This window comes from Pimelobacter simplex (genome assembly GCF_024662235.1).
GTDB lineage: Bacteria > Actinomycetota > Actinomycetes > Propionibacteriales > Nocardioidaceae > Nocardioides.
Genome location: NZ_CP096276.1, coordinates 5,323,300 through 5,345,898, shown reverse-complemented (window position 1 = coordinate 5,345,898; position 22,599 = coordinate 5,323,300). Strand labels below are relative to the sequence as shown.

Annotated in this window: 19 protein-coding genes; 6 read left to right on the top strand and 13 right to left on the bottom strand. The window is 74.4% G+C overall.

Going from position 1 to position 22,599, the window contains the following annotated elements; translation table 11 throughout:
* Positions 1 to 17 precede the first annotated feature (17 nt).
* Entirely contained in the window at positions 18 to 731 is a 714-nt protein-coding gene (locus M0M48_RS26235) for an EcsC family protein (RefSeq protein WP_215816735.1), read from the top strand.
* Here the strand turns inward: M0M48_RS26235 and M0M48_RS26230 are convergent.
* The 6 genes from M0M48_RS26230 to M0M48_RS26205 form a co-directional block, all read right to left on the bottom strand.
* Positions 692 to 1,930: a hypothetical protein gene (locus M0M48_RS26230; protein WP_257753379.1), complete on the bottom strand. Its 1,239-nt coding sequence runs from the start codon at positions 1,928 to 1,930 to the stop codon at positions 692 to 694. The genes M0M48_RS26235 and M0M48_RS26230 overlap by 40 nt on opposite strands.
* Positions 1,927 to 3,072, bottom strand: a complete 1,146-nt coding sequence (locus M0M48_RS26225) for a hypothetical protein (RefSeq protein WP_257753378.1) — start codon at positions 3,070 to 3,072, stop codon at positions 1,927 to 1,929. The genes M0M48_RS26230 and M0M48_RS26225 overlap by 4 nt, the downstream gene beginning before the upstream one ends.
* Positions 3,073 to 3,272: 200 nt before the next feature.
* Entirely contained in the window at positions 3,273 to 4,214 is a 942-nt protein-coding gene (locus tag M0M48_RS26220) for a hydroxymethylglutaryl-CoA lyase (protein ID WP_257753377.1), read from the bottom strand.
* The gene (locus M0M48_RS26215) at positions 4,211 to 6,010 is read right to left on the bottom strand and encodes an ATP-binding protein (RefSeq protein ID WP_257753376.1); all 1,800 of its coding nucleotides are present in this window, start codon (positions 6,008 to 6,010) and stop codon (positions 4,211 to 4,213) included. The genes M0M48_RS26220 and M0M48_RS26215 overlap by 4 nt, the downstream gene beginning before the upstream one ends.
* 7 nt (positions 6,011 to 6,017) lie before the next feature.
* On the bottom strand, positions 6,018 to 7,568 hold the full coding sequence (locus M0M48_RS26210; RefSeq protein WP_257753375.1) for an acyl-CoA carboxylase subunit beta: 1,551 nt from the start codon (positions 7,566 to 7,568) through the stop codon (positions 6,018 to 6,020).
* A gap of 59 nt (positions 7,569 to 7,627) precedes the next feature.
* Positions 7,628 to 8,821 carry a ScyD/ScyE family protein gene (locus tag M0M48_RS26205; protein ID WP_257753374.1) on the bottom strand — a complete coding sequence of 398 codons (1,194 nt, stop codon included), beginning with the start codon at positions 8,819 to 8,821 and terminating at the stop codon, positions 7,628 to 7,630.
* 100 nt (positions 8,822 to 8,921) lie between these two features.
* Here M0M48_RS26205 and M0M48_RS26200 point away from each other — a divergent pair, with 100 nt between their 5' ends.
* The 3 genes from M0M48_RS26200 to M0M48_RS26190 are packed head-to-tail and all read left to right on the top strand — an operon-like array spanning position 8,922 to position 10,592.
* Entirely contained in the window at positions 8,922 to 9,389 is a 468-nt protein-coding gene (locus M0M48_RS26200) for a hypothetical protein (RefSeq protein ID WP_257753373.1), read from the top strand.
* Positions 9,390 to 9,429: 40 nt separating this feature from the next.
* Positions 9,430 to 9,999 carry a TetR/AcrR family transcriptional regulator gene (locus tag M0M48_RS26195; RefSeq protein ID WP_257753372.1) on the top strand — a complete coding sequence of 190 codons (570 nt, stop codon included), beginning with the start codon at positions 9,430 to 9,432 and terminating at the stop codon, positions 9,997 to 9,999.
* Positions 9,999 to 10,592, top strand: a complete 594-nt coding sequence (locus M0M48_RS26190) for a hypothetical protein (RefSeq protein ID WP_257753371.1) — start codon at positions 9,999 to 10,001, stop codon at positions 10,590 to 10,592. The genes M0M48_RS26195 and M0M48_RS26190 overlap by 1 nt, the downstream gene beginning before the upstream one ends.
* Positions 10,593 to 10,792: 200 nt before the next feature.
* On the opposite strand, the gene M0M48_RS26185 is transcribed toward M0M48_RS26190, so the two are convergent.
* The gene (locus M0M48_RS26185) at positions 10,793 to 12,418 is read right to left on the bottom strand and encodes an acyl-CoA dehydrogenase family protein (RefSeq protein WP_257753370.1); all 1,626 of its coding nucleotides are present in this window, start codon (positions 12,416 to 12,418) and stop codon (positions 10,793 to 10,795) included.
* A gap of 47 nt (positions 12,419 to 12,465) precedes the next feature.
* Between M0M48_RS26185 and M0M48_RS26180 the strand changes: the two genes are divergently transcribed.
* Positions 12,466 to 13,215 carry a PaaX family transcriptional regulator C-terminal domain-containing protein gene (locus M0M48_RS26180; protein WP_257753369.1) on the top strand — a complete coding sequence of 250 codons (750 nt, stop codon included), beginning with the start codon at positions 12,466 to 12,468 and terminating at the stop codon, positions 13,213 to 13,215.
* Here M0M48_RS26180 and M0M48_RS26175 read toward each other — a convergent pair.
* Positions 13,158 to 13,742, bottom strand: coding sequence for a hypothetical protein (locus tag M0M48_RS26175; RefSeq protein ID WP_257753368.1), 585 nt, complete (start codon positions 13,740 to 13,742; stop codon positions 13,158 to 13,160). The two genes, M0M48_RS26180 and M0M48_RS26175, sit on opposite strands and share 58 nt — an antisense overlap.
* A gap of 37 nt (positions 13,743 to 13,779) precedes the next feature.
* Between M0M48_RS26175 and M0M48_RS26170 the strand changes: the two genes are divergently transcribed.
* Entirely contained in the window at positions 13,780 to 14,364 is a 585-nt protein-coding gene (locus M0M48_RS26170) for a TetR/AcrR family transcriptional regulator (protein WP_257753367.1), read from the top strand.
* On the opposite strand, the gene M0M48_RS26165 is transcribed toward M0M48_RS26170, so the two are convergent.
* The 5 genes from M0M48_RS26165 to M0M48_RS26145 all read right to left on the bottom strand — a co-directional run bounded on the left by M0M48_RS26165 (position 14,361) and on the right by M0M48_RS26145 (position 22,568).
* Positions 14,361 to 15,062 carry an SWIM zinc finger family protein gene (locus M0M48_RS26165; protein WP_257753366.1) on the bottom strand — a complete coding sequence of 234 codons (702 nt, stop codon included), beginning with the start codon at positions 15,060 to 15,062 and terminating at the stop codon, positions 14,361 to 14,363. The genes M0M48_RS26170 and M0M48_RS26165 overlap by 4 nt on opposite strands.
* Positions 15,062 to 17,884 carry a DEAD/DEAH box helicase gene (locus M0M48_RS26160; protein WP_257753365.1) on the bottom strand — a complete coding sequence of 941 codons (2,823 nt, stop codon included), beginning with the start codon at positions 17,882 to 17,884 and terminating at the stop codon, positions 15,062 to 15,064. Before M0M48_RS26160 ends, M0M48_RS26165 begins: the two co-directional genes overlap by 1 nt.
* A gap of 137 nt (positions 17,885 to 18,021) precedes the next feature.
* Entirely contained in the window at positions 18,022 to 19,272 is a 1,251-nt protein-coding gene (locus tag M0M48_RS26155; protein ID WP_257753364.1) for a hypothetical protein, read from the bottom strand.
* A 48-nt stretch (positions 19,273 to 19,320) separates the two neighbouring features.
* Positions 19,321 to 20,379 carry an NAD(P)H-dependent amine dehydrogenase family protein gene (locus tag M0M48_RS26150; RefSeq protein ID WP_257753363.1) on the bottom strand — a complete coding sequence of 353 codons (1,059 nt, stop codon included), beginning with the start codon at positions 20,377 to 20,379 and terminating at the stop codon, positions 19,321 to 19,323.
* Positions 20,380 to 20,438: 59 nt separating this feature from the next.
* Positions 20,439 to 22,568, bottom strand: coding sequence for a RecQ family ATP-dependent DNA helicase (locus M0M48_RS26145; RefSeq protein ID WP_215816718.1), 2,130 nt, complete (start codon positions 22,566 to 22,568; stop codon positions 20,439 to 20,441).
* Between the last annotated feature and the right edge of the window lie 31 nt (positions 22,569 to 22,599).

Here is a 22,599-nt window from a genome sequence, read left to right as displayed (position 1 = left end):
AATCCTAGGATTCACGTATGGCACCGCGTCTCAAGCCGTCCGGACTCACCAAGGGCCTCGCCGTCGAGGCCGCCCGCCAGCTCGCGCCGCGCGCGGTCCAGATGGCGCCCGGGCTGACGCAGTCGTTCGTGCGCGAGGCGCTGCAGCGGGCGATCCAGGGGGTCGGGCCACTGCCGCCGGCGGCGGCCGCGGCCGAGGAGCAGCTGCGCGAGCAGCGGGGCAATGTGGACAAGGCGATCCGCGAGGTGATCGAGAACCACGTGGCGTACGCCGGCGTCGAGGGCATGGCGACCAACCTCGGCGGGCTGATCACCGCGACGATCGTGGCGCCGGCGAGCATCGCCGGGCTGGCGCTCATCCAGTGCCGGATGGTGGCGGGTATCGCGCACCTGCGCGGGCACGACCTGGACGACCCGCGGGTGCGCAACGCGATCCTGGTCTGCATCCTCGGGGAGGACGTCGTGCGGACGATGGTGAAGAGGCAGCAGATCCCGGCGCCGCCGATGGCGATCGCGACCGCGCCCCACCACGACCCGACGCTCGACCGCACCGTGTCGACGGTGCTGGCCGGCGAGCTGGTCGGGCGGGTGGTCGGCAAGCGGATGGTGACCACGATCGGCAAGCGGGTCCCGCTGGTGGGTGGTGCGGTCGGCGGGGTGGCCGACGCGTGGAGCACCTGGCGGGTGGGGCGCTACGCCGGGCGCGAGTTCTTGCCGCGCGCGGCGCGGTAGGCGCCGAGGGCCTTGCGCCCCGGGGGGCTGCCCTCCAGCCGGTTGACCGTCCACTCCATCGAGCGGAGCAGGCGCGGCGTCCGGGCCCGGACCAGGTCGCGGCGGGCCTCCTCGAGCTTGGCGCGGAGCCGCTCGTTCTCGGTCTCGGTCTTGGCGTTCTCGACGAGCAGCGCCTTGATCGCGTCGACCGCGGCGGCGGCGACCTGACGCTCCGGAGGGGCGTCCGGGTCGACCCAGCGGCGGGTGGGTACGTCGGCGCCGCGGAGGTCCGCGAGGTCGCCCACGACGTCGTACCCGCGCTCGGTGAGCTCGGCGATCCAGGAGTCGGCGAGGGCGTGGACCCACGGGTACTGATCGGGCGGCAGGCCCAGGCGTGCGGACCTGGTGCGCTTCGACAGCGTCTGGTGGGCGAGCAGCTCGCGGACCAGCGGTCGGTAGTGCTGGGGCGGGAGGTCGCGGGCGGCGACCCGGTTGATCCGGCGCAGCAGCGCCGACTCCGGTACGCCGAGGCTCGGGTTGGCCCGCTCGGTGGTGAGCTCGAGGTCGAGCCGGTCGAGGTCGAAGGCCTCGCTGAAGCGGCGCCAGAGCAGGTCCGGCGGACCGCCGGCCGGCGGCACGGTGACCAGGTGCACCCGCTCGGGCGGCAGGTCGGCACCCCAGCGGGCGAGGATGTCGGGGATCTCCTGGACGCCCCAGAACCACGCACCGACCCGGTGCCCGCGGTCCGGGTCCTGGATGAGCTCGAGGAAGCGGCCGAAGCTGAAGCCGGCGCGGTGCTTGACGTTCTCCTGCCACTCGGCGGGGATCTGGCGGACCAGGTCGCGCACCGAGACGATCAGGTGGACCTCGGTACCGCCGTCGCTGGTGTCGCCGCCGGGGCGGTGGCCGAGTGAGGCGAGCGCGCGGGCGACCTGGGTGCGGGACGCGGTCGCGAGGATCTCGTGGCTGATGATCGAGGTGCCGTCGTGCTCGCGCACCTGCTGGGCGAGCCGGTCCCAGGAGCCGACGGCCTCACCCTCGAGCCCGCCCCAGCGCAGCCGCATGAGGTCGAGAGCGGCCAGGAAGTGGGCGTCGAAGCGGTCGGCCGGATAGCTCACGCCCTGCTTGAGCAGGCGCGGCCGGTTCTGGAACAGCACGTCCTGGAGGTACGACGTACCGGTCTTCGGCGTACCGACGTGCAGCAGGACCCGCCGACTCACCCTTCCTCCTGCACCGGCGCCGTCACGGGGTCGAGGAGCAGCCCCAGCGCCAGGGAGAGCACCTCGGCGTCGACCGGGAACACCCCGTCCGCCCCGAGGGGACGCGGCAGCAGCTGGTCGAGATCGCCGAGCACAGGGTAGCCAGCCGCGGCGATCTCGTGGCGAGTGCGCTCCGCCTCGGAGCTCAGCCAGCCGGACCAGCGCGGCGCGACGGTCGGCGCGGGGCCGCCCCGTCCGGCCAGCCGGAGGGCGAGCGTGTCGTGGAGCAGACCCGGCCGCGCCTCGGCCGACACGAGCAGGCCGAGCGGCTCGCCGACGCGGCGCACGAGGTCGACCGCGTGGGCGCCGAGGTGCGGGGGTCCGGCGATGGCGCGGACGCCGAGCTCGTCGGCCAGCAGCGCGGGATCGAGGACGACGCGGACGTTGTCGGCGCCGTACTTGTGGGCGGCGGAGCGGGCCATCCGGGCCAGGTCGGCGCGCGGCGGCAGGTGTCCCGCACCGGCGAACGAGCGCAGGAAGTGGCGCCAGGTCACGCCGCCCTGGTCGAACGAGCGCGCGGTCCAGGCCTGGGCGAGGACGGCGCCGAGGTCGTCGGCCAGCAGGTACGCCGTCGGCCGGCGTCCGCCCGGACGGTGCCCGTGGGCGACCAGCTCGGCGCGGACGGCGTCGGCACGCCACTGCATCCCGACGATGACGAACGAGCGCACCCACGGACGGCGTACCGCCCGGGCGCGGTCGATGAAGGACCGCTCGGGCACCGGCGCACCCGCCGTCGCGGCGACGTCGTCGGCGATGAGGGCCGAGGCCACGCGGAGCAGCTCGTCGTCGGAGAGCGTGTCGGGATCGACGGGGCGCGGTCCGAAGCGCTCGTCGTCGACACCGGCGATCGGGAGGTCGCTGCGGCCGCGGCCGGAGACGCCGGCCGCGAGGACGCGCTCGGCGACGGTCGCGGGGACCGTCCGTCCGGCCGCGTCGGCGTGCACGTTGAGCCGGCGTAGCAGCGCGAGCTGCTGCGCTCCGGGCAACCGGTCGGCGAAGGCCGCGCCGTCACCGTCGTCGCGTGCCGCCCAGTCCTGCCACGGGGTCGTGGCGCCACCGCGCAGCGCGGCCGCCCACCCCCAGGCCCGCCCCCGTCCGCTCATGCGGTCAACCGTAAGGGTGGGGGGCGAATCGCCCTCAGGCGGGCGTGCCGCCGAGGGGAGACGCTGACCGACAGCGCCGTCGCGAGCGTCGCGAGGCGCGTGCGATGGCAAGGCGGCGGAGCGAGGCGCTCTGGTGGAGCGTCGACCGACGCCAACGCAGCCAGCGTGCGTGCATCGCGACGCGCAGCAGGCGGTGTCGGTCAGTGTTCCCCGAGAGCGCGAACGACCGCTGAGGGGCTGGGCCGGCCGAGCTGACCGGCCATCCACACGCTGGTGGCGACGACCGCGTCGAGGTCGACGCCGTGCTCGATCCCGAGCCCGGTGAGGAACCAGACGAGGTCCTCGGTGGCGAGGTTGCCGGTCGCGCTCTTGGCGTAGGGGCAGCCGCCGAGGCCGCCCGCCGAGGCGTCGAAGGTCGTGATCCCCGCCTGCAGGCCCGCGTGGACGTTGGTGAGCGCCTGCCCGTAGGTGTCGTGGAAGTGCAGCGCGAGCCGGTCCGGGCCGATCCCGGCGGCACCGAACGCCGCGACGAGCGCGCGCACGTGACCCGCGGTGGCGACCCCGATGGTGTCGCCGAGGCTGAGCTGGCCGACGCCGAGATCGAGGAGGCGCCGGCCGACGGCGACGACCTGCTCGACGGGGACGGCGCCCTCCCACGGGTCGCCGAAGCACATGGAGACGTAGCCGCGGACGTCCATGCCGGCCGCGAGCGCGGCGGCGATGGTCGGCTCGAACATCTCGAACTGGGACTCGAGGGTGCGGTTGAGGTTCTTGCTCGCGAAGGTCTCGGTCGCCGAGGCGAAGACCGCGACGTGGCGCAGGCCCAGCTCGACGGCCCGGTCGAGACCGCGCTGGTTGGGTACGAGGACGGGCAGCTGGCGGGCGGCGTCACCGAGCTCGGCGGTCAGGCCGGTCATCAGCTCGGCGGCGTCGGCGAGCTGGGGCACCCACTTCGGGTGCACGAAGCTCGTCGCCTCGACGATCGGCAGGCCGGCGCCGAGGAGCCGGCGGACGAACTCCGCCTTGACCTCGGTCGGGACGCTCGTCTTCTCGTTCTGCAGGCCGTCGCGGGCGCCGACCTCGTAGATCGTCACCTTCGGGGGCAGTCCCGGCTCGGGGACGACCATCGGCAGCGCGGTCACTCGGCGGCCTCCTCGACGACGAACAGCTCGGCACCGAGGGCGACCTGCTGGCCGGTGGCGGCCGAGACGCTGGTGACGACGCCGGCGTAGGGCGCCTTGAGGGCGAGCTCCATCTTCATCGCCTCGACCACGCCGAGGACGTCGCCCTCGGCGACCTGCTGGCCCTCGGCGACGCGTACGTCGAGCACGGTGCCGGGCATCGGCGCGACGACGGTGCCGTCGCCGGCGGCGGCACCGTGGTCGGCGCTGGCGTCGGGGCGCACGAACACGAAGCGCTGGCCCCGGTGGACCAGCTCGACCTCGTGCGCGCTCGCCCGGGCGATGGTCCCCTCGGGGACGCGCGCGACCGGCGCGGCGGGCTCGTCGAGCTCGACGACCGGGACGGCGGCGGGCGCCCCCATCCGGAAGCCGTCGCCGGCGAACGGGCCCGATGCGGCGGTGTTGGCGTCGAGCCAGAGCCGCGCCGCGATCGCCCGGGCGGGGGCCGGGTCGGGCCGGGTCAGCTCGGTGCGGTCGAGCCAGGCGGTGTCGATGCCGCCGGGCTCGGCGAACTCCGGGCCGGCCGCGAGCGCCCGCAGGAAGCCGGTGTTGGTGGTGAGCCCGAGGATCGCGGTGTCGTCGAGCGCGGCGACGAGCGCGCGGCGCGCGGCGGTGCGGTCGCGGCCCGAGACGATGACCTTGCCGAGCATCGGGTCGTACGACGTGCTCACGACCTGGCCGCTCTCGAGCGCGTGGTCGACCCGCGCGCGCTCGGGCCAGTGGACGAGCGCGGCGGTGCCGGCCTGCGGAAGGAACCCGCCGAAGGCGTCCTCGGCATAGATCCGCGCCTCGATCGCGTGGTCGTAGAACCGCAGCCCGGACTGGTCGAACGGCAGCGGCTCCCCCGCGGCCACGGCGAGCTGAAGCGCGACGAGGTCGACGCCCGCGTGGATCTCGGAGACCGGGTGCTCGACCTGGAGGCGGGTGTTCATCTCCAGGAAGTAGAAGTCGCCGGTGCTCGCGTCGAGGAGGTACTCGATCGTGCCCGCGTTCTGGTAGCCCACCGAGGCCGACAGCGCGACCGCGGAGTCGTGGATCCGGGCGCGCAGGTCGTCGTCGAGCGCCGGGGCGGGCGCCTCCTCGATGACCTTCTGGTGGCGGCGCTGCACCGAGCACTCGCGGGTGCCCAGGTGGACGACGGCGCCGTGCTGGTCGCCGAGCACCTGCACCTCGATGTGGCGGCCGCGCTCGACGTACTTCTCGATGAGGATGGTGTCGTCGCCGAAGGCGCTCGCCGCCTCGCGCTTGGCCGCGGCGATCCCGGCCTCGAGGTCGGCCGCCGCGCGGACCACGCGCATGCCCTTGCCGCCGCCGCCGGCGGCGGCCTTGACCAGCACCGGGTAGGCGAAGGTGGCGGGGTCCTCGTCGAGCCCGTACGACGGCACGACCGGCACGCCCGCCGCGACGGCGAGGTCGCGGGCGGCGTCCTTGCGGCCCATCTGCTCGATCACCCGGGGCGTCGGGCCGACCCAGGCGATGCCCGCGCCGGTGACGGCCTCGGCGAAGCCGGCGTTCTCGGACAGGAAGCCGTAGCCGGGGTGGATCGCGTCGGCGCCCGCCTCCTTGGCGGCAGCGAGCACCGCGTCGGCGTCGAGGTAGGAGGGGATGCGGATCGCGACGTCGGCGTCGCGCACGTGGAGCGCGTCGGCGTCGATGTCGGTGTGGATCGCGACGGTGCGGATGCCGAGGTCGCGGCAGGTGCGGAACACGCGGCGGGCGATCTCGCCGCGGTTGGCCATGAGGAGCGTGGTGATCATCGGTGACTCACATCCGGAAGATGCCGTAGTTGGGGTCGGGCGTGGGCACCGTCGAGACGACGTCGAGCGCCATGCCGAGCACCCGGCGGGTGTCGGCGGGGTCGATCACGCCGTCGTCCCAGAGCCGGGCGCTGGCGTAGTACGGCGAGCCCTGCCGTTCGTACTGCTCCTTGATCGGCGCCTTGAACTCCTCGTCGTCCTCGCGGCCGGCGACGGTGGCGAGCACGCCGGCGGCCTGGTCGCCGCCCATCACGGAGATCCGGGAGTTGGGCCACATCCACAGGAAGCGCGGGTCGTAGGCGCGGCCGCACATGCCGTAGTTGCCGGCGCCGAAGGAGCCGCCGATGACGACGGTGAGCTTGGGCACGACGGAGCAGGCGACCGCGGTGACGAGCTTGGCGCCGTCGCGGGCGATGCCGCGGTTCTCGTACTCGCGGCCGACCATGAAGCCGGAGATGTTCTGCAGGAACAGCAGCGGGATGCCGCGCTGGTTGCACAGCTCGACGAAGTGGGCGCCCTTGAGCGCGGACTCGCTGAACAGGATGCCGTTGTTGGCGACGATGCCGACCCGGTGACCGTGGATGCGGGCGAAGCCGCACACCAGCGTCTCGCCGTAGAGCTGCTTGAACTCCTGGAACCGGCTGCCGTCGACGAGGCGGCGGACGACCTCGCGCACGTCGTACGGCGTGCGGGTGCTGGTGGGCACGACGTCGTAGAGCGACTCGGGGGGCTCGAGCGGGTCCTCGACCGGCGCGAGGTCGGTGGCGCGCGGCTGGTCGGGCAGCGTGGCGACGATGCCGCGCAGGATGCGCAGCGCGTGGGCGTCGTCGTCGGCGAGGTGGTCGACGACACCGCTCTTGCGGGCGTGGACGTCGCCGCCGCCGAGGTCCTCGGCACTGACGACCTCACCGGTCGCGGCCTTCACCAGCGGCGGGCCGCCGAGGAAGATCGTGCCCTGGTTCTTGACGATGACCGTCTCGTCGGACATCGCCGGGACGTAGGCGCCGCCGGCGGTGCACGAGCCCATCACCGCGGCGAGCTGCGGGATGCCGCGCGCGGACATGTTGGCCTGGTTGAAGAAGATCCGGCCGAAGTGCTCCTTGTCGGGGAACACCTCGTCCTGCATCGGCAGGAAGGCGCCGCCGGAGTCGACGAGGTAGACGCAGGGCAGCCGGTTCTCGGCGGCGACGGTCTGGGCACGCAGGTGCTTCTTGACCGTCATCGGGTAGTAGGTGCCGCCCTTGACCGTCGCGTCGTTGGCGACGACCAGGGTGTTGCGGCCCTCGACCCGGCCGATGCCGGCCACGACACCGGCGGCGGGGACGGCGTGGTCGTCGCCCTCGCCCTTGCCGTACATGCCGTACGCCGCCAGCGGCGCGAGCTCGAGGAAGGGGCTGCCGGGGTCGAGCAGGCCGTCGACCCGGTCGCGGACCAGCAGCTTGCCGCGGTCGGTGTGCTTGGTGCGCGCGGCCTCGCTGCCACCCTGGCGCACCCGCGCCAGGCGGTCGCGGAGGTCGGCAGCGAGGTCCCGGAGGGTGGGCTCGGCGTTGTCGGACACGCGCCCCAGGTTAATGATCGTTAACCTGGGGCGCAAGAGCCGCGCTCCCGGTCGTGAGGTCAGCGGAGCCGCAGGAGGGCTCCGGGGCCGAACAAGGGGCCCACGACGTAGACATGATCGCTCACGTCGACGCCGCCGGGAAGGATGAGCTTTCCGGCAGCGAGCTCACGGATCCGCGGGGGGTGTCCGGGACGGCGGACCAGGAACAGACCGCCCTCCTCCGCGCCGGGCAGACCGAGCTCGAAGCCGAGCCAGCTCTTCTTGGACAGCTCCAGTGCGTAGATCCCCCGTGGCCCGGCCGCCAGGTCGGTGATCGAGGTCAGGCCGTCGGCGTACCGCTTGCAGGCGCCCTTCCACGGGTGGGCGGGGTCGCAGGTGGCGTTGGTCGTGCCGGGCTTGATCCGCCAGATCTGCGAGGTGCCGGGGGTGGCCGGGAAGCCGCGCAGCTCACCGACGTACCAGTAGCCGTCGGCCCCGACCGTCACCGACGTGGCGACCGCCTCGGACAGGATCGGCGTACCGGCGGGCGGCAGCGGGCCACCCTCCTCGGGCGGGACGTCGGGCAGCCCCGCGGGCACCGGCACCAGGCGCGGCAGGAGCCGGGCCACCGTGCGGATCTTGCCGGTCCGCGGCCACACCCGCAGCAGGTCGTTGCCGGCGGCGTCGGAGACCAGCACCGTGCCGTCGCGCAGCGCGACCACCCCGAACGGGTTGCTGTCCTCGGGGAAGCCCTCCTGGTCCGACGGGTCAGGGTCGGTGGCCTGGTAGGCGCCGATGTCGGCCACCGGCTTCGGTGCCGCCCAGCCCGGGCGCCACATGAAGAGCGTCGCCCCGGGAGCCGGATCGGCGGCGGCGGCCGCCCGGGCCCGGCCCTGCAGCGGGGCCGCGGAGCGCTCGGCCGGCGGCGGCCCGGAGGCGCCCGTCAGCAGGTAGATGGTGCCGTGTCGCCCCCGGGCGATCGCGGGCGGGAAGTCGGTCGGGAGGTTGCCCAGCCTGATCACCCGGGCCGGCTTGTGCCGGCGCTCGATGACCAGGCTGAAGTCGCCGTTCGTCTCGCTGACCAAGGTGCGGCCGTGGCCCAGCGCGTCGATACCCCGAGGGCCGTTCAGCGGCGTGATGGTGCGCAGTGCGTGCCCGGTGGCGCGGGCGCCACCGGCGGACCCACCGGTGTCGCCCGCCAGGGCCGGCGTGGTCGCCGTGGCGAGGGCGACGGCGATCACCCCGATCCCTATCCGGGCCGTGATCTTCCACATGTCGTCTCCTAGGTGGTTGCGGTGCGATTCACATGCCCCCGACCCGTCCTAGCAGCGCCCGCTGACCGGGTCATGACCAAACTGGGCGATACTCGGGCGCATGCGGAGCCCCCACGCAGCCCTCCTCGCCGTCCTGCTCTCGGTGACCCTCGCCGCCTGCGGCGGTACCGACAGCGCTCCCGAGGCGAAGGCCACCGCGGAGTCCCCCTCGCCGGCTCCCCCGGCCGCGGCCCTCTCCGACGTCGACGGCGTGGCCGCCCAGTCCGGCTTCGCGATGGGCGCCGACGTCGCCTCGTTCTGCACCGCGATGCAGGACGCCGACGACACCGTCGACGGCGCCCGGCCCGGCAACACCGGCGACTGGCAGGAGGTGCTCACCGCGCTCGACAAGATCTACGAGGTCGGCGTCCCCGAGGACTTCCCCCCGGCCGCCCTCACCGAGCTCGACACCCTCGACCGCCTGGTCCGGCAGAGCAAGACCGTCGACCAGCTCGCCAAGGCCGCCAAGAAGGAGCAGGTCGGCACCAGCTCGATCGACGACTACCTCACGTCCGCCTGCACCGGGTGATCCCGCGGACGCCACCCCGGCCGTGCCCTAACCTTCGGGGGTGACCGAGACCAGCCGCCGGGAGCAGATCCTGGCCACCGCGGCCGAGATGTTCGCCGCCCGCGGGTTCCACGGCGTCTCGGTCGCCGACCTCGGCGCCGCCTGCGGCATCTCCGGCCCGGCGCTCTACAAGCACTTCTCGTCCAAGCAGGCGATGCTCGCCGAGATGCTGACCTCGATCAGCGAGCACCTGCTCTCCGTCGGCCAGGAGCGCGTGCGGGCCGGCGCCGGCGACCCGGCCGCGGCCCTGCGCGGGCTCGTCGACTGGCACGTGGAGTTCGCCCTGTCGCACCGGCCGCTGATCGTCGTCCAGGACCGGGACTGGGAGTCCCTCCCCGCCGACGCCCGCGAGCAGGTACGCCGCCTCCAGCGCTCCTACATCACCCTCTGGGCCGACCAGCTCCGCACGCTGCGCCCCGACCTCGACCGGGCCAGCGCCCACGCCGCCGCCCAGGCCGCCTTCGGGCTGCTCAACTCCACGCCCCGGGCCGGCCACGCGATCCCCGACGGGGCGCTGCGGGACCTGCTGGCGTCGATGGCGCTGGCGGCGCTCGACGTACCGGCGGCCTGATGCGGGCCGTGCGCTCGCTCGCGGTGGGGCTCGTCCTGCTCGCGACGACCGGTTGCTCGGGCGGCGTCCGGAGCGCGCCGGCCGAGCTGCCCGAACCGGCGCCGGCCCATGGACCGGCCGCCCTGCCGGACAACCTGTGCACCACGCTCCCCGCGGGTCTCGTGGCGCGGTGGCGGCTCACCGAGACCGAGCACGAGACCGTTCCCCAGGTCGCCAAGGAGACGGCCGCCTGCACCCTGGCCGGCCGCCACCGCGGTCGACCGCTGACGCTCCGGGTCGAGCTCAACACGCAGTCGGGCACGGACCCCCGAGACACCTACGCCTCGGTGCGCCTGCTGCGCGAGGCCTGGTGCAGCGCGCAGGGCAACGGCCACCCCTGGGGCTCGACCTTCGACGAGACGATCACCGGCTGCACGATGAGCTACGTCGCGCACCGCCTCGTCCGGATCGAGATCGCGGGGCCGCTCGCCGGCGTCGCCCGGATCGAGGTCTCGTCCGGTGTCGCGCGCTACGACGGGATCGCGGCGGAGGTCGAGGCCCTCACCCAGTGGCTGACCGCGCTCCCGCCCGGCCCGGCTCCCCGCACGGCCTGAGGTGCGGGGGCGCGCTGCGTACGGGGAGGTACGGGCGCGGCCCCCGCGCGGAGCGGTCCGGACCGGAATTTAGGGGACACCGCCCGGACCTGCGGCAGCCGGCGATCGAGCGCGGGAGAGCGCAACTCGGGCCGGCCACCCTCCGGGACAGGAGACACCGCAGCGGGCCGATTCTTACGGGCGCGACCGGAGAAATCGGGTCAGAAGCCGGGCTCGGTGCGCTCCAGGATCGGGGCGAGGTCGAGGCCGGCCGGCATCGTGCCGAAGGCGCTGCCCCAGTCGCGGGCCAGGCGGGTCGCGCAGAACGCGTCGGCGACGGCGGTCGGGGCGTGGCGGATGAGGAGGCCGGCCTGGAAGACGACGGCGATCTGCTCGACCAGGCGGCGGGCGCGCAGCTCGATGTCGTCGAACTGGGTGAGCTCCTTCTTGAGCGAGGTGACCGCGTCGTCGTAGCGGGCGTCGGTGCCGAGGGCGAGCTCGGCTTCGCCGAAGAAGGCGTCGAGGGACTCGGGCTCGCGGCCGATGGCGCGCAGGGCGTCGAGGGCGGCGACATTGCCGGAGCCCTCCCAGATGGAGAGCAGGGGGAGCTCGCGGTAGATGCGGGCCAGGTCGAAGTCCTCGATGTAGCCGTTGCCGCCGAGGCACTCGAGGGCCTCGTTGGCCAGGACCGGGCCGCGCTTGCAGACGTAGTACTTCGTCGCGGCGAGCGCGAGGCGGCGCAGTGCGCCCTCGCCGGCGTCGCCGTGGATCGCGCGGTCGTTGGCGCCGGCCAGGCGCATCATGGCGGTGGTGGCGGCCTCGGACTCGACGGCCAGGTCGGCCAGGACGTTGCGCATGAGCGGCTGGTCGATGAGGAGCTTGCCGAAGGCGGCGCGGTGGCGGGCGTGGTGGGCGGCCTGGACGAGGGCGCTGCGCATGCCGGAGGCGCTGCCGATCACGCAGTCGAGGCGGGTCATGTTGACCATCTCGACGATCGTCTTGACGCCCTTGCCCTCCTCGCCGACGAGCCAGCCGACCGCGTTGTCGTACTCGATCTCGGACGAGGCGTTGGACTTGTTACCGAGCTTGTCCTTGAGCCGCAGGAAGCGGATCGGGTTGGCCTCGCCGCCGGGCAGCACGCGCGGCAGCAGGAAGCAGGACAGGCCGCCGGGCGCCTGGGCGAGGGTGAGGAACATGTCGGACATCGGTGCCGAGGTGAACCACTTGTGGCCCACGATCCGGTAGGTCCCGTCGGGCTGCGGGGTCGCGGTCGTGGTGTTCGCCCGGACGTCGGAGCCGCCCTGCTTCTCGGTCATCGACATGCCGGCGATGAGACCGCGCTTGGTCGCGGGGTCGCGCAGGCCGAAGTCGTACTCGCGGTTGGTCAGCAGCGGCTCGAAGCGGGCCGCGAGCTCGGGGTTGGCGCGCAGCGCCGGGACGACGGCGTAGGTCATCGAGATCGGGCAGCCGTGGCCCGCGTCGACGTTCCAGGCGTAGAACTTCGCCGCGCGCGCGACGTGGGCACCGGGCCGGTCGTCGGCCCACGGGGCGGCGTGGATGCCGTGACCGACGGCGGTCTCCATCAGCCGGTGGTACGCCGGCACGTACTCCACCTCGTCGACGCGCCGCCCGTAGCGGTCGTGGGTGTGCAGCCGCGGCGGGACGCGCTCGGCGAGCCGGCCGAGGTCGATCGCCTCGGCGGTGCCGGCCAGCCGGCCGACCGTGCGGATCTCGTCGAGGGCCCAGCCGGCGCCCTCGCGCTCGACGCCCTCGAGCAGCGCGGGGTCCGCGGCGGTGTCGTGACCGACCAGCGGGGGGACCTGGTTGAACACCTCGTGCGTCGTCATGGGATCGATATTACGATTTGCTCCACAACCGTGTCTAGATGTGTAGCATGACCGACGTGGAGGAAGCGCTCGCGCCGCTGTCGGCCCGCTCGGTGATGCTGAGCATGCTGCTCGGCTCGCACCCGGACCGGATGTCGGCCGCCGAGCTGGTCCGCGCCGGCGAGCACTTCGGCATCCCGGCGGCGACCAGCCGGGTCGCGCTGACCCGCGCCGTCGCCGCGGGCGACCTCCAGCGCGACGCCGGCGACTACGTGCTGGGCGAGCGGCTGGCCGCGCGCCAGCGCCGCCAGGACGAGGCGGTGCTCGACGCCGAGACCGGCTGGGACGGCACTTGGGAGATGGCGGTCGTCGTGGTCGCCGGACGCACCGGCGCCGAGCGGGCGGCGCTGCGGGACCGGCTGGCGTCGTACCGGCTGGCGGAGCTGCGCGAGGGCGTCTGGACCCGGCCGGCCAACCTGCGCCGCCCGAAGGGGTACGCCGACGAGGAGGTGCTGAGCACCTTCGCGGTCCGCCCGGACGAGGACGCCGCCGCGCTGGCCGCGCGCCTGTGGGACCTCGACTCCTGGGCGCACCAGGGACGCGCCCTGCTGACCCGCCTCGCGGCGACCACGGACCCGGCCCTGCGGCTCGCGGTCGCGGCGCACGTCGTCCGGCACCTGGCGGCGGACCCGCTGCTGCCGGCCGCACTGCTGCCCGGCGACTGGCCGGCGACGGCGATGCGGACGGCGTACGCCGGCTATCAGGACGAGCTGCGCTCGCTGTCGGTCGGCGTCGGCGCGGCGTCCGACGTGCGCTGACGCGGCGTCAGCAGCTCCCAGAGCGGCCCGAAGATGAACCAGAGGCCGACCAGGGTCCACGGCGGGCGGATCCACGCGATCAGACCGGCGTCCTGGCTGTCGTCGGCGACGAGCAGGACCAGCCCGAGCATGACCACCGAGGCGATGGCCGCGGCGAGGACGACGCGGAACCACTCGCGCCACAGGTAGGCCATCCGCTCGGGTCCGTGCTTGGCGATCTTGACCGGCGCCGGTCCGCCGGCGAAGCGGTGCGCGAACCGGACGTCGGCCCAGCGCACGATCGCGGGACCGAAGGCGAGGGAGAAGCCGAGGTAGAGCCCGGCGATCCCGTGCGTCGTACCGGCCTCGGCGCCGCGGTGCAGGTCGACCGCGACGGCGCCGACGAGCAGCGCGTCGAGGACCGGGATGAGCGCGAGCGTGATCGTGCTGGCCCGGCGCCGGCGGAACAGGTACCGCAGCGCGAGCCCGAGCCCGAGCAGCACCCAGAGACCGATCTCGGAGGCGGCGATGAAGGCGGCGACGAACACACGACGGACCGTAGCACAGTCGTGCTAATATCCAGGTGTGCCGCGGACGATCGATCATGAGGCGCGGCGCGCCCGCATCGGCGAGGCCGTGTGGCGCCTGGTGCTGCGCGAGGGCGTCGGCGCCGTCTCGCTGCGCACGGTGGCCGCCGAGGCCGACCTCGTGCTCGGCTCGCTGCGGCACAGCTTCCCGACCAAGGCCGAGCTCCTGGCCTTCGCGATGAGCCTGGCCCACGAGCGCGCCGCCGCCCGCGTCGCCCGCCACGGCACCGAGCCCGACCCGCGCCGCCGCGTCGACGGCGCCCTCCACGAGCTGCTCCCCCTCGACGACGAGCGCACCGTCGAGATGCGCGTCCACCTCGCCCTCATGGCCGAGGGCCCCCGGCACACCGAGCTGACCGAGCTCTCCGATGCCGCCCACGACGCCATTGCCGGGCTGTGCCTCAGCTGCGTCCACGAGCTGCGCGCCGCGGGCCTCGTCGCTGAGCGGCGCGACCTCGACCGCGAGGCGCTGACGCTGCACGCACTGGTCGACGGGCTCGCGCTCCACGCCATGCAGGACGCGGGGCGCCGGGCGGGCGTCGTACGGGCGCTGGGGGAGCACCTGGACGCGTTGGCCGACTAGAGCAGGCCCTCGGGCAGCTCGTCGCCCGCCTCGAACAACGGCACCAGCCGCTGGGCCCGCAGCGCGGCCTCGACCACGAGCTCGACGTCGTCCGCGAGGTCGGCGGTGGTCGGGGTCCCGGTCGCAGTGGTCGCGTCGCCGGAGACGTCGGCGACCGTGCGGGCGTGGAGGGCGGCGAGCAGCGCTTCGCGGTCGAGGCCGCGCAGGGCGAAGAGCACCAGCGGGTCGGCGTCGAGGAGCCAGCCGGTCTGGATGAGCAGGGCGAGAGCGTGGGCGCAGGGCGCGAGGTAGTGCGGGCAGGTGCAGGTGGCGACCAGCTCGCCGCCGTAGGGCAGCAGCTCGACGCCGACCTCCTCGGCGTGCTCGACGAGGTCGTGCGGGAGGTTGCCGGCGAGCAGCTCGGCGACCCGGCCGGACTCCGCGGCGACCACCTCGACCAGGGCGGCGCGGGTCTCGTCGTCGAGGGTGGGTACGGCGACCTCGACGGTCCACGCGTCATCCCCCTCGCGTACGGCGGCCAGCAGGCTGCCGCTGTCGACGCTGATGCCGCCCACGTCACCACGGCGGGCGGCGGCGCGTCCGGGGCGCAGCTCGGCCTCGGAGTAGGCGGCCTCCTCGACCGCCCGCTGCCACGCCTTGCCCCACCACGAGCGGATACCGCGCGCGGGTTGGGTCTGGCGGGCGAAGGTGGTGCGCATCAGTCGACCGCCTCGTCCGCGGCCGCGGCTTCCTCGCGCTGCTGGCGGCGCAGGGTGACCAGGTCGCGCAGCTCCTCGTTGCTGAGCTCGGTGAGGGCGGCGTCGCCGCGGGCCAGGACGGCGTCGGCGAGCTGGCGCTTGCGGTCGAGCAGCTGGGCGACGCGCTCCTCGATGGTGCCGCGGGTGACCATCCGGTGCACCTGGACCGGGCGGGTCTGGCCGATCCGGTAGGCCCGGTCGGTCGCCTGCTCCTCGACGGCCGGGTTCCACCAGCGGTCGACGTGGATGACGTGGTCGGCGCGGGTCAGGTTGAGGCCGGTGCCGCCGGCCTTGAGCGAGAGCAGGAAGACCGGGACGGCGCCGTCCTGGAACCGGCGCACCATCTCCTCGCGCCGGCCGACCGGCGTACCGCCGTGGAGGAACTGGTGCGGCACCCCGATCGCGGTGAGGTGCTGCTCGATCAGGCGGGCCATGGCGACGTATTGGGTGAAGACGAGGACCGCGCCGTCCTCGGAGAGGACGGTGGCGACCAGCTCGTCGAGGAGCTCGAGCTTCTCGGAGCGACCGGTCAGCCGGACCGCGCCGGACTGCTTGAGGAACTGCGCCGGGTGGTTGCAGATCTGCTTGAGGCCGGTGAGCAGCGCGAGGACCAGGCCGCGGCGGGTCTCCTCGTCGGCGCGCTCGATGCGCTCCATGGTGTCCTTGACGAACGCCTCGTAGAGGACGACCTGCTCGCGGGTCAGCCCCAGCAGGTGGTCGGTCTCGGTCTTGGGGGGCAGCTCGGGCGCGATGCCCGGGTCGGACTTGCGCCGGCGCAACAGGAAGGGGCCGATCAGGTCGGCGAACTGGCGCGCCTTGGTCGGCTCGGTCCCGGACTCGATCGGTGCGCCCCACACCCGGCGGAACGCCTGGCGGCTGCCGAGCAGGCCCGGCACGCACCAGTCGAGGATCGACCAGAGCTCGGTGAGGTCGTTCTCGACGGGGGTACCGGTGAGCGCGACCCGGGCCCGGTCCGGGAGCTGGCGCAGGGCGCGGGCGGTCGACGTACGGGAGTTCTTGACGTGCTGGGCCTCGTCCGCGACGACCAGGTCCCAGGCGACGCCGGCCAGGGTGGCGACGTCGCGGCGCAGGGTGCCGTAGGTGGTGAGCACGAACCCGCCGCCGTCCTGGACGTCGTCGAGGTCGCGGGCGCCTCCGTGGAAGCGCCGGACCGGTACGCCGGGCGCGAACCGCTCGATCTCGGCCTCCCAATTGCCGAGCAGGCTCGCCGGGCACACGACGAGCGTCGCGCCGTCGCGGGTGGCGGGCTGGGCGCGGCGGTGCAGGTGGAGCGCGATGAGGGTGATCGTCTTGCCCAGGCCCATGTCGTCGGCCAGGCAGGCGCCGAGACCGAGGCCGGTGAGGTCCGCGAGCCAGGTGAGGCCGTGGCGCTGGTAGTCGCGCAGGGTCGCCGCCAGCCCCGCGGGCTCGGGCAGCGGGTCCCGGGTCGCCGCGGCCAGGATCTGCTCGCGGACCCGGAGCAGGCTCGCGCCCACGATCACCTCGGCCGAGGCGGGCTCACCGGGGCTCGCCGTGGTGGTGGCGGCGGTGGTCGCCGGTACCTCGGTTACCCCGGTCAGGGCGGCGGCGAGCGCCTGGGCACCGGTCGCCTTGCGGATGAGGCGCTTGCGGGCGCGCTGGGCCGTCGTCGGGTCGACCACCGTCCAGGCTCCGCGGAGCTTGATGATCGGGCTCGCCGCGTGGGCCAGCTCGGACATCTCCGCCTCGCTGAGCGCCTCCCCGTGCAGCGCGACCTGCCACGAGAACGAGAACAGTCCCGCCGCCGAGAACGGGCTCTCCTGCAGCGGCAGCTCCGCGCCCCGTCCGCCGCCGTCCTGGTCCCCCTCGGTCCGCCGGTCGAGGACGGCCCGCGTGGTCAGCTCGGGGCCGAGCGCCCGCGGCCAGTGCACGTCGACGCGTACGTCGCGCAGCGCCCCGACGTGGTCGAGCAGGCTCGCGATGTCGGCACCGTCGAGCACCAGCTGGTCGGGGACCGCGAGCGCCAGCAGCCGGTCGAGCACCGGCCAGGCGTCGGCAGCCGCGCGCAGCGCGATGCTGGCGTGGACCCGCGCCCGGCTCCCGAACCCGTGGTCGGCCGGACCCCCGGTCCACAGCAGCGCCGCGTCGCAGACGTGGAGCGGGTCGCGCTCGTCGTGGACCTGGAGCACGATCCGGACCGCGCCCGCGATCAGCTCCTCCTCGTCGGCCTCGACCCGCAGCGAGATGCTCACCAGCTCGGGCAGCACCGGGTCGCCGCCGTCGCGGCCCGGGTGTGACCGGACCCGGTCGGCGAGCCGGCGCCGGACCCGGTCGGCGAAGTCCTCGGGAGTACGCGCCACCGGCGCGGGCGGCGGAGCCGGCGCCGCCCGCGGCAGCGTGGCGGCCACCGCGTCGAGCACTTGGCGGACCAGGACGACGGCGTCGGCGGGCGGCAGCCCGTCGTACGCGCGGGCGTGGGCGAGCCGCTCGACCGCGTCGGTGTCGCGCTCGTCGAGTCCGTCGACGCGCCAGGTCGCCGCGGGACCGGCCGCGATCTTGCCGGCCGCGACCAGGCGCAGTCCCAGGAGCGCCGCTCCGCCGAGCAGCGCGACGCTGGGATGGACCGGCTCCGCGCCCGCCGCCGGGGCCTGGCTCCGGCTGCGGCTCCGGCTCAGGACCGGGAGCGCGGCGGCCATGGGCAGCGCGACCCGGCGGCTTCCGGCGACGTCCGTGAACTCGATGGTCGTCGGCTCGCCGTCCCTGACCTGCAGGGTCGCTGGTCCGGTGACGGGAACGAAGCTCACATGGGGACGCTAACGGCCGGCGCCGACACGGAGTTCCCCGCGTCGGTGTTCCGGCGCTCGCCGGCGCTGGCCACCGCTGGGCAGGCCGCTGGGCGGGCCGCTGGGCGGGCCGCTGGGCAGGCCGCGGGGCGGGCCGCTCAGTAGGCCGGTCGGGTGAGCGCCCGGCCGCGCCGGCGGGCGAGCAGCACGCCGCCGAGGAGCAGGATGCCGCCGCCCGAGGCCAGGACCGCCGACCACCAGGTCGGGTGCTCCACGGCCAGGACCGCGCTGGCCAGCGGCGCGATCACGACCGGGGTGGCGAGGGCGAGGAGGGCGAAGCCGGAGTGGTTCGAGACCGCGGCGGCCAGCGCCCAGCCGAGCGCCAGGACGCCGGCGAAGCCGACGGTCCACCAGACGTCAGACTCGCGGTAGGCGCCGGTGACTGCGTACCAGCCGAACTCACCGGTCCCGCCGCCGTCCGGACCGCCCGCACCGCCCGCACCCGGGAACAGCCCGCCGCCGAGCCCGCCGAAGAACTCCCCGATCATCCGCAGCGCCAGCATCATGAGCAGCATCCCGGCGTAGGCCACCAGGCCGACCACACCCACGGCGACCCCCGAGATCGCCCGGCTGGGCAGCACCCAGCCGAGGATGGTGACGGCGACGACGAAGACGCCGACCGCGGCGCCCATCACGACCGGGGCGTTCGCGTCGCTCACGTTGTCGGCGACCAGGTCCTCGAAGCCGAGGGCGTAGAGGATGCCCAGGCCGGCGATCGCGGTCACCACGAAGGCGGCCCGGCGGCTGATCACATAGCCGATCGCGGCGAGGACGACGACCACGGCGCCGATCAGGTACCCGATCCCGTGGCCCTTGCTGTCGATGCCGACGTCGAGCATGAGGGCGACGCCGAGGATGCCGGCCACGCCGGGCCAGGTCACCAGGTCCGTCCGGGCGCGGCTGCCCTCACGGCGGCCGGCCGTGGTGGCGCCGACGAGCGCGATGAGCAGCAGGACCGCGGTGGCGCCGAGGCCGACGCCGAAGTTGGACCAGTCGAGCTCGCCGTCGGACCGGCTCCGGACCCGGGCGATGACCACGGCCGCGCCGAGCAGGCCGGCGCCGACGGCGGCGAACGCGCCGGTCGCGCCGGTACGTCCGGCCTTGGCCGCGGCGGCCGGGTCGGCGGGTCCGGGCGCGTCGAGGGCGGCGCCGGGCGGGGCCGGCGGGCCGCCGTACCCCTGGCCGCCGGGCTGGGGCTCCGGTGCGGTCGCGACCACCGTGCCGCCCGGGGGCGGCGCGGGTTCCGGGGCGGGATCGCGCGGGCGCCGTACGGTCTGGTCGGGCTGCGGACCGTCGCCCGGCTGGTCCGGAGTGTCCGGGGTGCCGGTCGCGGGAGCGTCGTCGGTCATGTTCGGACTGTAGGACCGATCACGACCCGATCGCGGGAGGTGAGCGCCTCAGGCGCGGATCCGTCCGGTGATCGGCGGGAGGTCCGCGAGCGTGACGATCCCGGGCTCGGCGGCCACCACGAAGGGCACCGCGTTGGTCACCGGCAGCGCCGTGTAGATCATGCCGAGGCCCATGTAGCCGGGCTCCGTCCAGTCCTTCGGGGGCAGGCACTGCACGACCGTGCGCATGTTGGGCCGGCCGAACACCTGGATCACGTGGCCGTGGGCCAGGGGCTTCGGCGGGTCGACGTGGCTGCCCATCGTCCAGTTGAACCCGACGCTGACCACGTTGCGCTCCCCCACCCAGCCGCGGTGGTAGCCCATCACGCCGGCCACCGTGCCCTCCGGGATCGTCATGAACCCGAGGTCGGAGTCGCCGGTGGCGGCCGTGAACGTGACGTCGAAGGTCATCCGGTCGAGCGTCGCGCCCATCGCGTCGGCCATCATCGCCGCGGACTCGGCGAAGACCTCGCTCTCGCGACGGACCGACTCGGCCAGGCCGGGCGTCGCCGGGTCCTGGGAGAAGCCCATCGCGATCTGCGTCCCCGCCGACTCGTACGTCGAGCAGTCGACCGACTCGGTGATGCGCACCTCGTCCACGTGCTCGCACGAGCCGCTCAGGGCCATCCCGATCAGGTTGGTCATCCCGGGATGGGCGCCGCTGCCGAAGATCGAGGCACCGCCGCGGGCGCAGGCCTCCTCGATCCGGGCGCGGTCGGCGGGCGCCTGCTTGGCGCCGGTGATCCAGGCGGCGCTGGTGCAGACGTTGACGCCGTTCTCGAGGAGCGTGACGAGCTCGTCGACGTCCGGCCAGAGCGGGTTGTAGCAGCAGGCGTCGGGCTCGAGCGCGAGCAGCGCCGCCACGTCGTCGGTCGCGTGGACGCCGGTCGGCTCGGGCCAGCCGCAGAGCTCGGCGGCGTCCTTGCCGATCTTGTCGGCGCCGTGGGCGTAGACGCCGACCAGCTCGAGGTCGGGGCGGGACAGGATCGCGTGGGCCGATCTCCGGCCGATATTGCCCGTCGTCCACTGGACGACGCGGAGGGGACGGTCGAACCGGGGTGCGCTCATGCGGGCGAGACTAGAACGCGTTCTATTTTGTTGTCGAGGGGTTGCTCAGGGAGGTCAGCTCATCCGCTCACCCCCAGCACCAGCGGAAGGACGGCGGCCGCACCCGCCGCGTGGAGCGCGTCGGCGCCGAGCGTCAGCGACCAGCCGGTGACGAGCCGGTCGTCGACCAGCAGCACCCGGCGCTCCCGGACCGCATCGGGATCGTCGAGCTGGAGCGCGCAGCGCCGGGTCACCGCGGCCACCCGCTGCGCGGAGTTGGTCGCGCCCCGGTCGGGGCCGACGGAGAGGTCGACGACGGCCCAGCGGCCGACCACCGGGACGCCGAGGAACCGGGACAGCCCAGCAGCGAGGTCGGCCACCAGCAGGGGCTTGCGCTCGGACTCAGCGACGACGATCGCGTCGATCGCGGGCTGCCAGTCGTGGAGCATCGTCACCATCGCCTGGGCCAGCGGCACCGGGACCGGGCCGTCGACGGCGTCGGCCGCGAAGAGCCCGCGCAGCGCGGCGCCGTGGCCGAGGTCGGTGAGCCGGGCGATCGCCCGCCCCTCACCGGCCGGCTGCTTGATCTTGCCGGAGCGGCTGACGCCGATCGCGGCGAGTCCGGTGGGCCAGAGCTTGCGCGGCTCGATCGGTACGCCGGGCCGCGCCAGCCGGTCGGCAGCCTGCTCGATCGCCTCGGCCGAGACCGCCGTCGGCAGGTCGAGCCCGCCGCAGTTGTCGCACCGCCCGCAGCGCCACCCCGCATCGGCCAGCACCTCGGGGTCGTCGAGCTGGGCGCGGAGGTAGCGCATCCGGCACTCGCTCGAGGACAGGTAGTCGAGCATCGCCTGCTGCTCGGCCGCCCGGGAGGCGGCGACGCGCGCATAGCGGTCGGCGTCGTAGTCCCACGGCTGCCCGGTGGACTCCCAGCCGCCCCGGACGCGTCGTACCGCACCGTCGACGTCGAGCACCTTGAGCATCGTCTCGAGGCGGGTGCGGGAGAGGTCGACGCGCGGCTCGAGCGCGGCCGTGCTGAGCGCCCGGCCCTCGTCGGCGAGCGCGGCGAGAGTCTCGCGAACGACCTCTTCGCGCGGGAACGCGAGCGAGGCGAAGTAGGCCCAGATGTCGCGGTCCTCGGTGGCCGGCAGCAGCACCACCGAGGCACCCCCGGCGGGCAGGTCGTGACCGCGGCCGGCACGACCGACCTGCTGGTAGTAGGCGACCGGGCTGCTGGGGGCGCCGAGGTTGACGACGAAGCCGAGCGAGGCGTCGAAGCCCATGCCGAGCGCACTGGTGGCGACGAGTGCCTTGACCTCGCCGTCGATGAGCGCCTGCTCGAGCGCGAGGCGTTCGGTCTGCTCGGTCTGGCCGGAGTAGGCCGCGACCTGGTGCCCGCGCGAGCGGAGGTAGTCGGCGACCTCCTGGGTGGCGGCGACGGTGAGGCAGTAGACGATGCCGCTGCCCGGCTGCTCGGCGAGGTGGTCGGCCAGCCAGGCCAGCCGCTGCTCGGCCGTCTTGAGACGGACCACGCCCAGGCGCAGAGACGCTCGGTCGAGGCTGCCGCGCAGCACCAGGGTGTCCTTTCCGAGCTGCTCCGCGACGTCGTTCGTCACGCGCTGGTTGGCCGTGGCCGTGGTGGCGAGCACGGGGATGCCGGCGGGCAGGTCGTCGAGCAGCGTGCGGATGCGCCGGTAGTCGGGGCGGAAGTCGTGACCCCAGTCGGAGATGCAGTGGGCCTCGTCGACCACGAGCAGGCCGCAGGTCTCGGCCAGCCGCGGCAGCACCTCGTCGCGAAAGCCCGGGTTGTTGAGCCGCTCGGGGCTGACCAGCAGGACGTCGACCTCACCGGCGGCGATCGCGCGGTGCACCTCGTCCCACTGCTCCATGTTGGTGGAGTTGACCGTCACCGCGCGGATGCCGGCCCGCTCGGCGGCGGCGATCTGGTTGCGCATCAGGGCGAGCAGCGGCGAGATGATCACGGTCGGGCCGGCCTGCTCGGCGCGCAGCAGCAGGGTCGCGACGAAGTAGACCGCGGACTTTCCCCACCCCGTGCGCTGGACGACGAGCGCACGGCGCCGCTCGACGACGAGGGCGGAGATGGCGGCCCACTGGTCGTCGTACAACCGGGCGTCGGGGCGCCCGACCAGGGCACGCAGGTGCTCCTCGGCGCGGGCGCGGACGGCGGCGTCGGTGGGTGCCTCGGAGGTCATGTCGTCGTGTCTACCAGCGGGGGCCGACGCA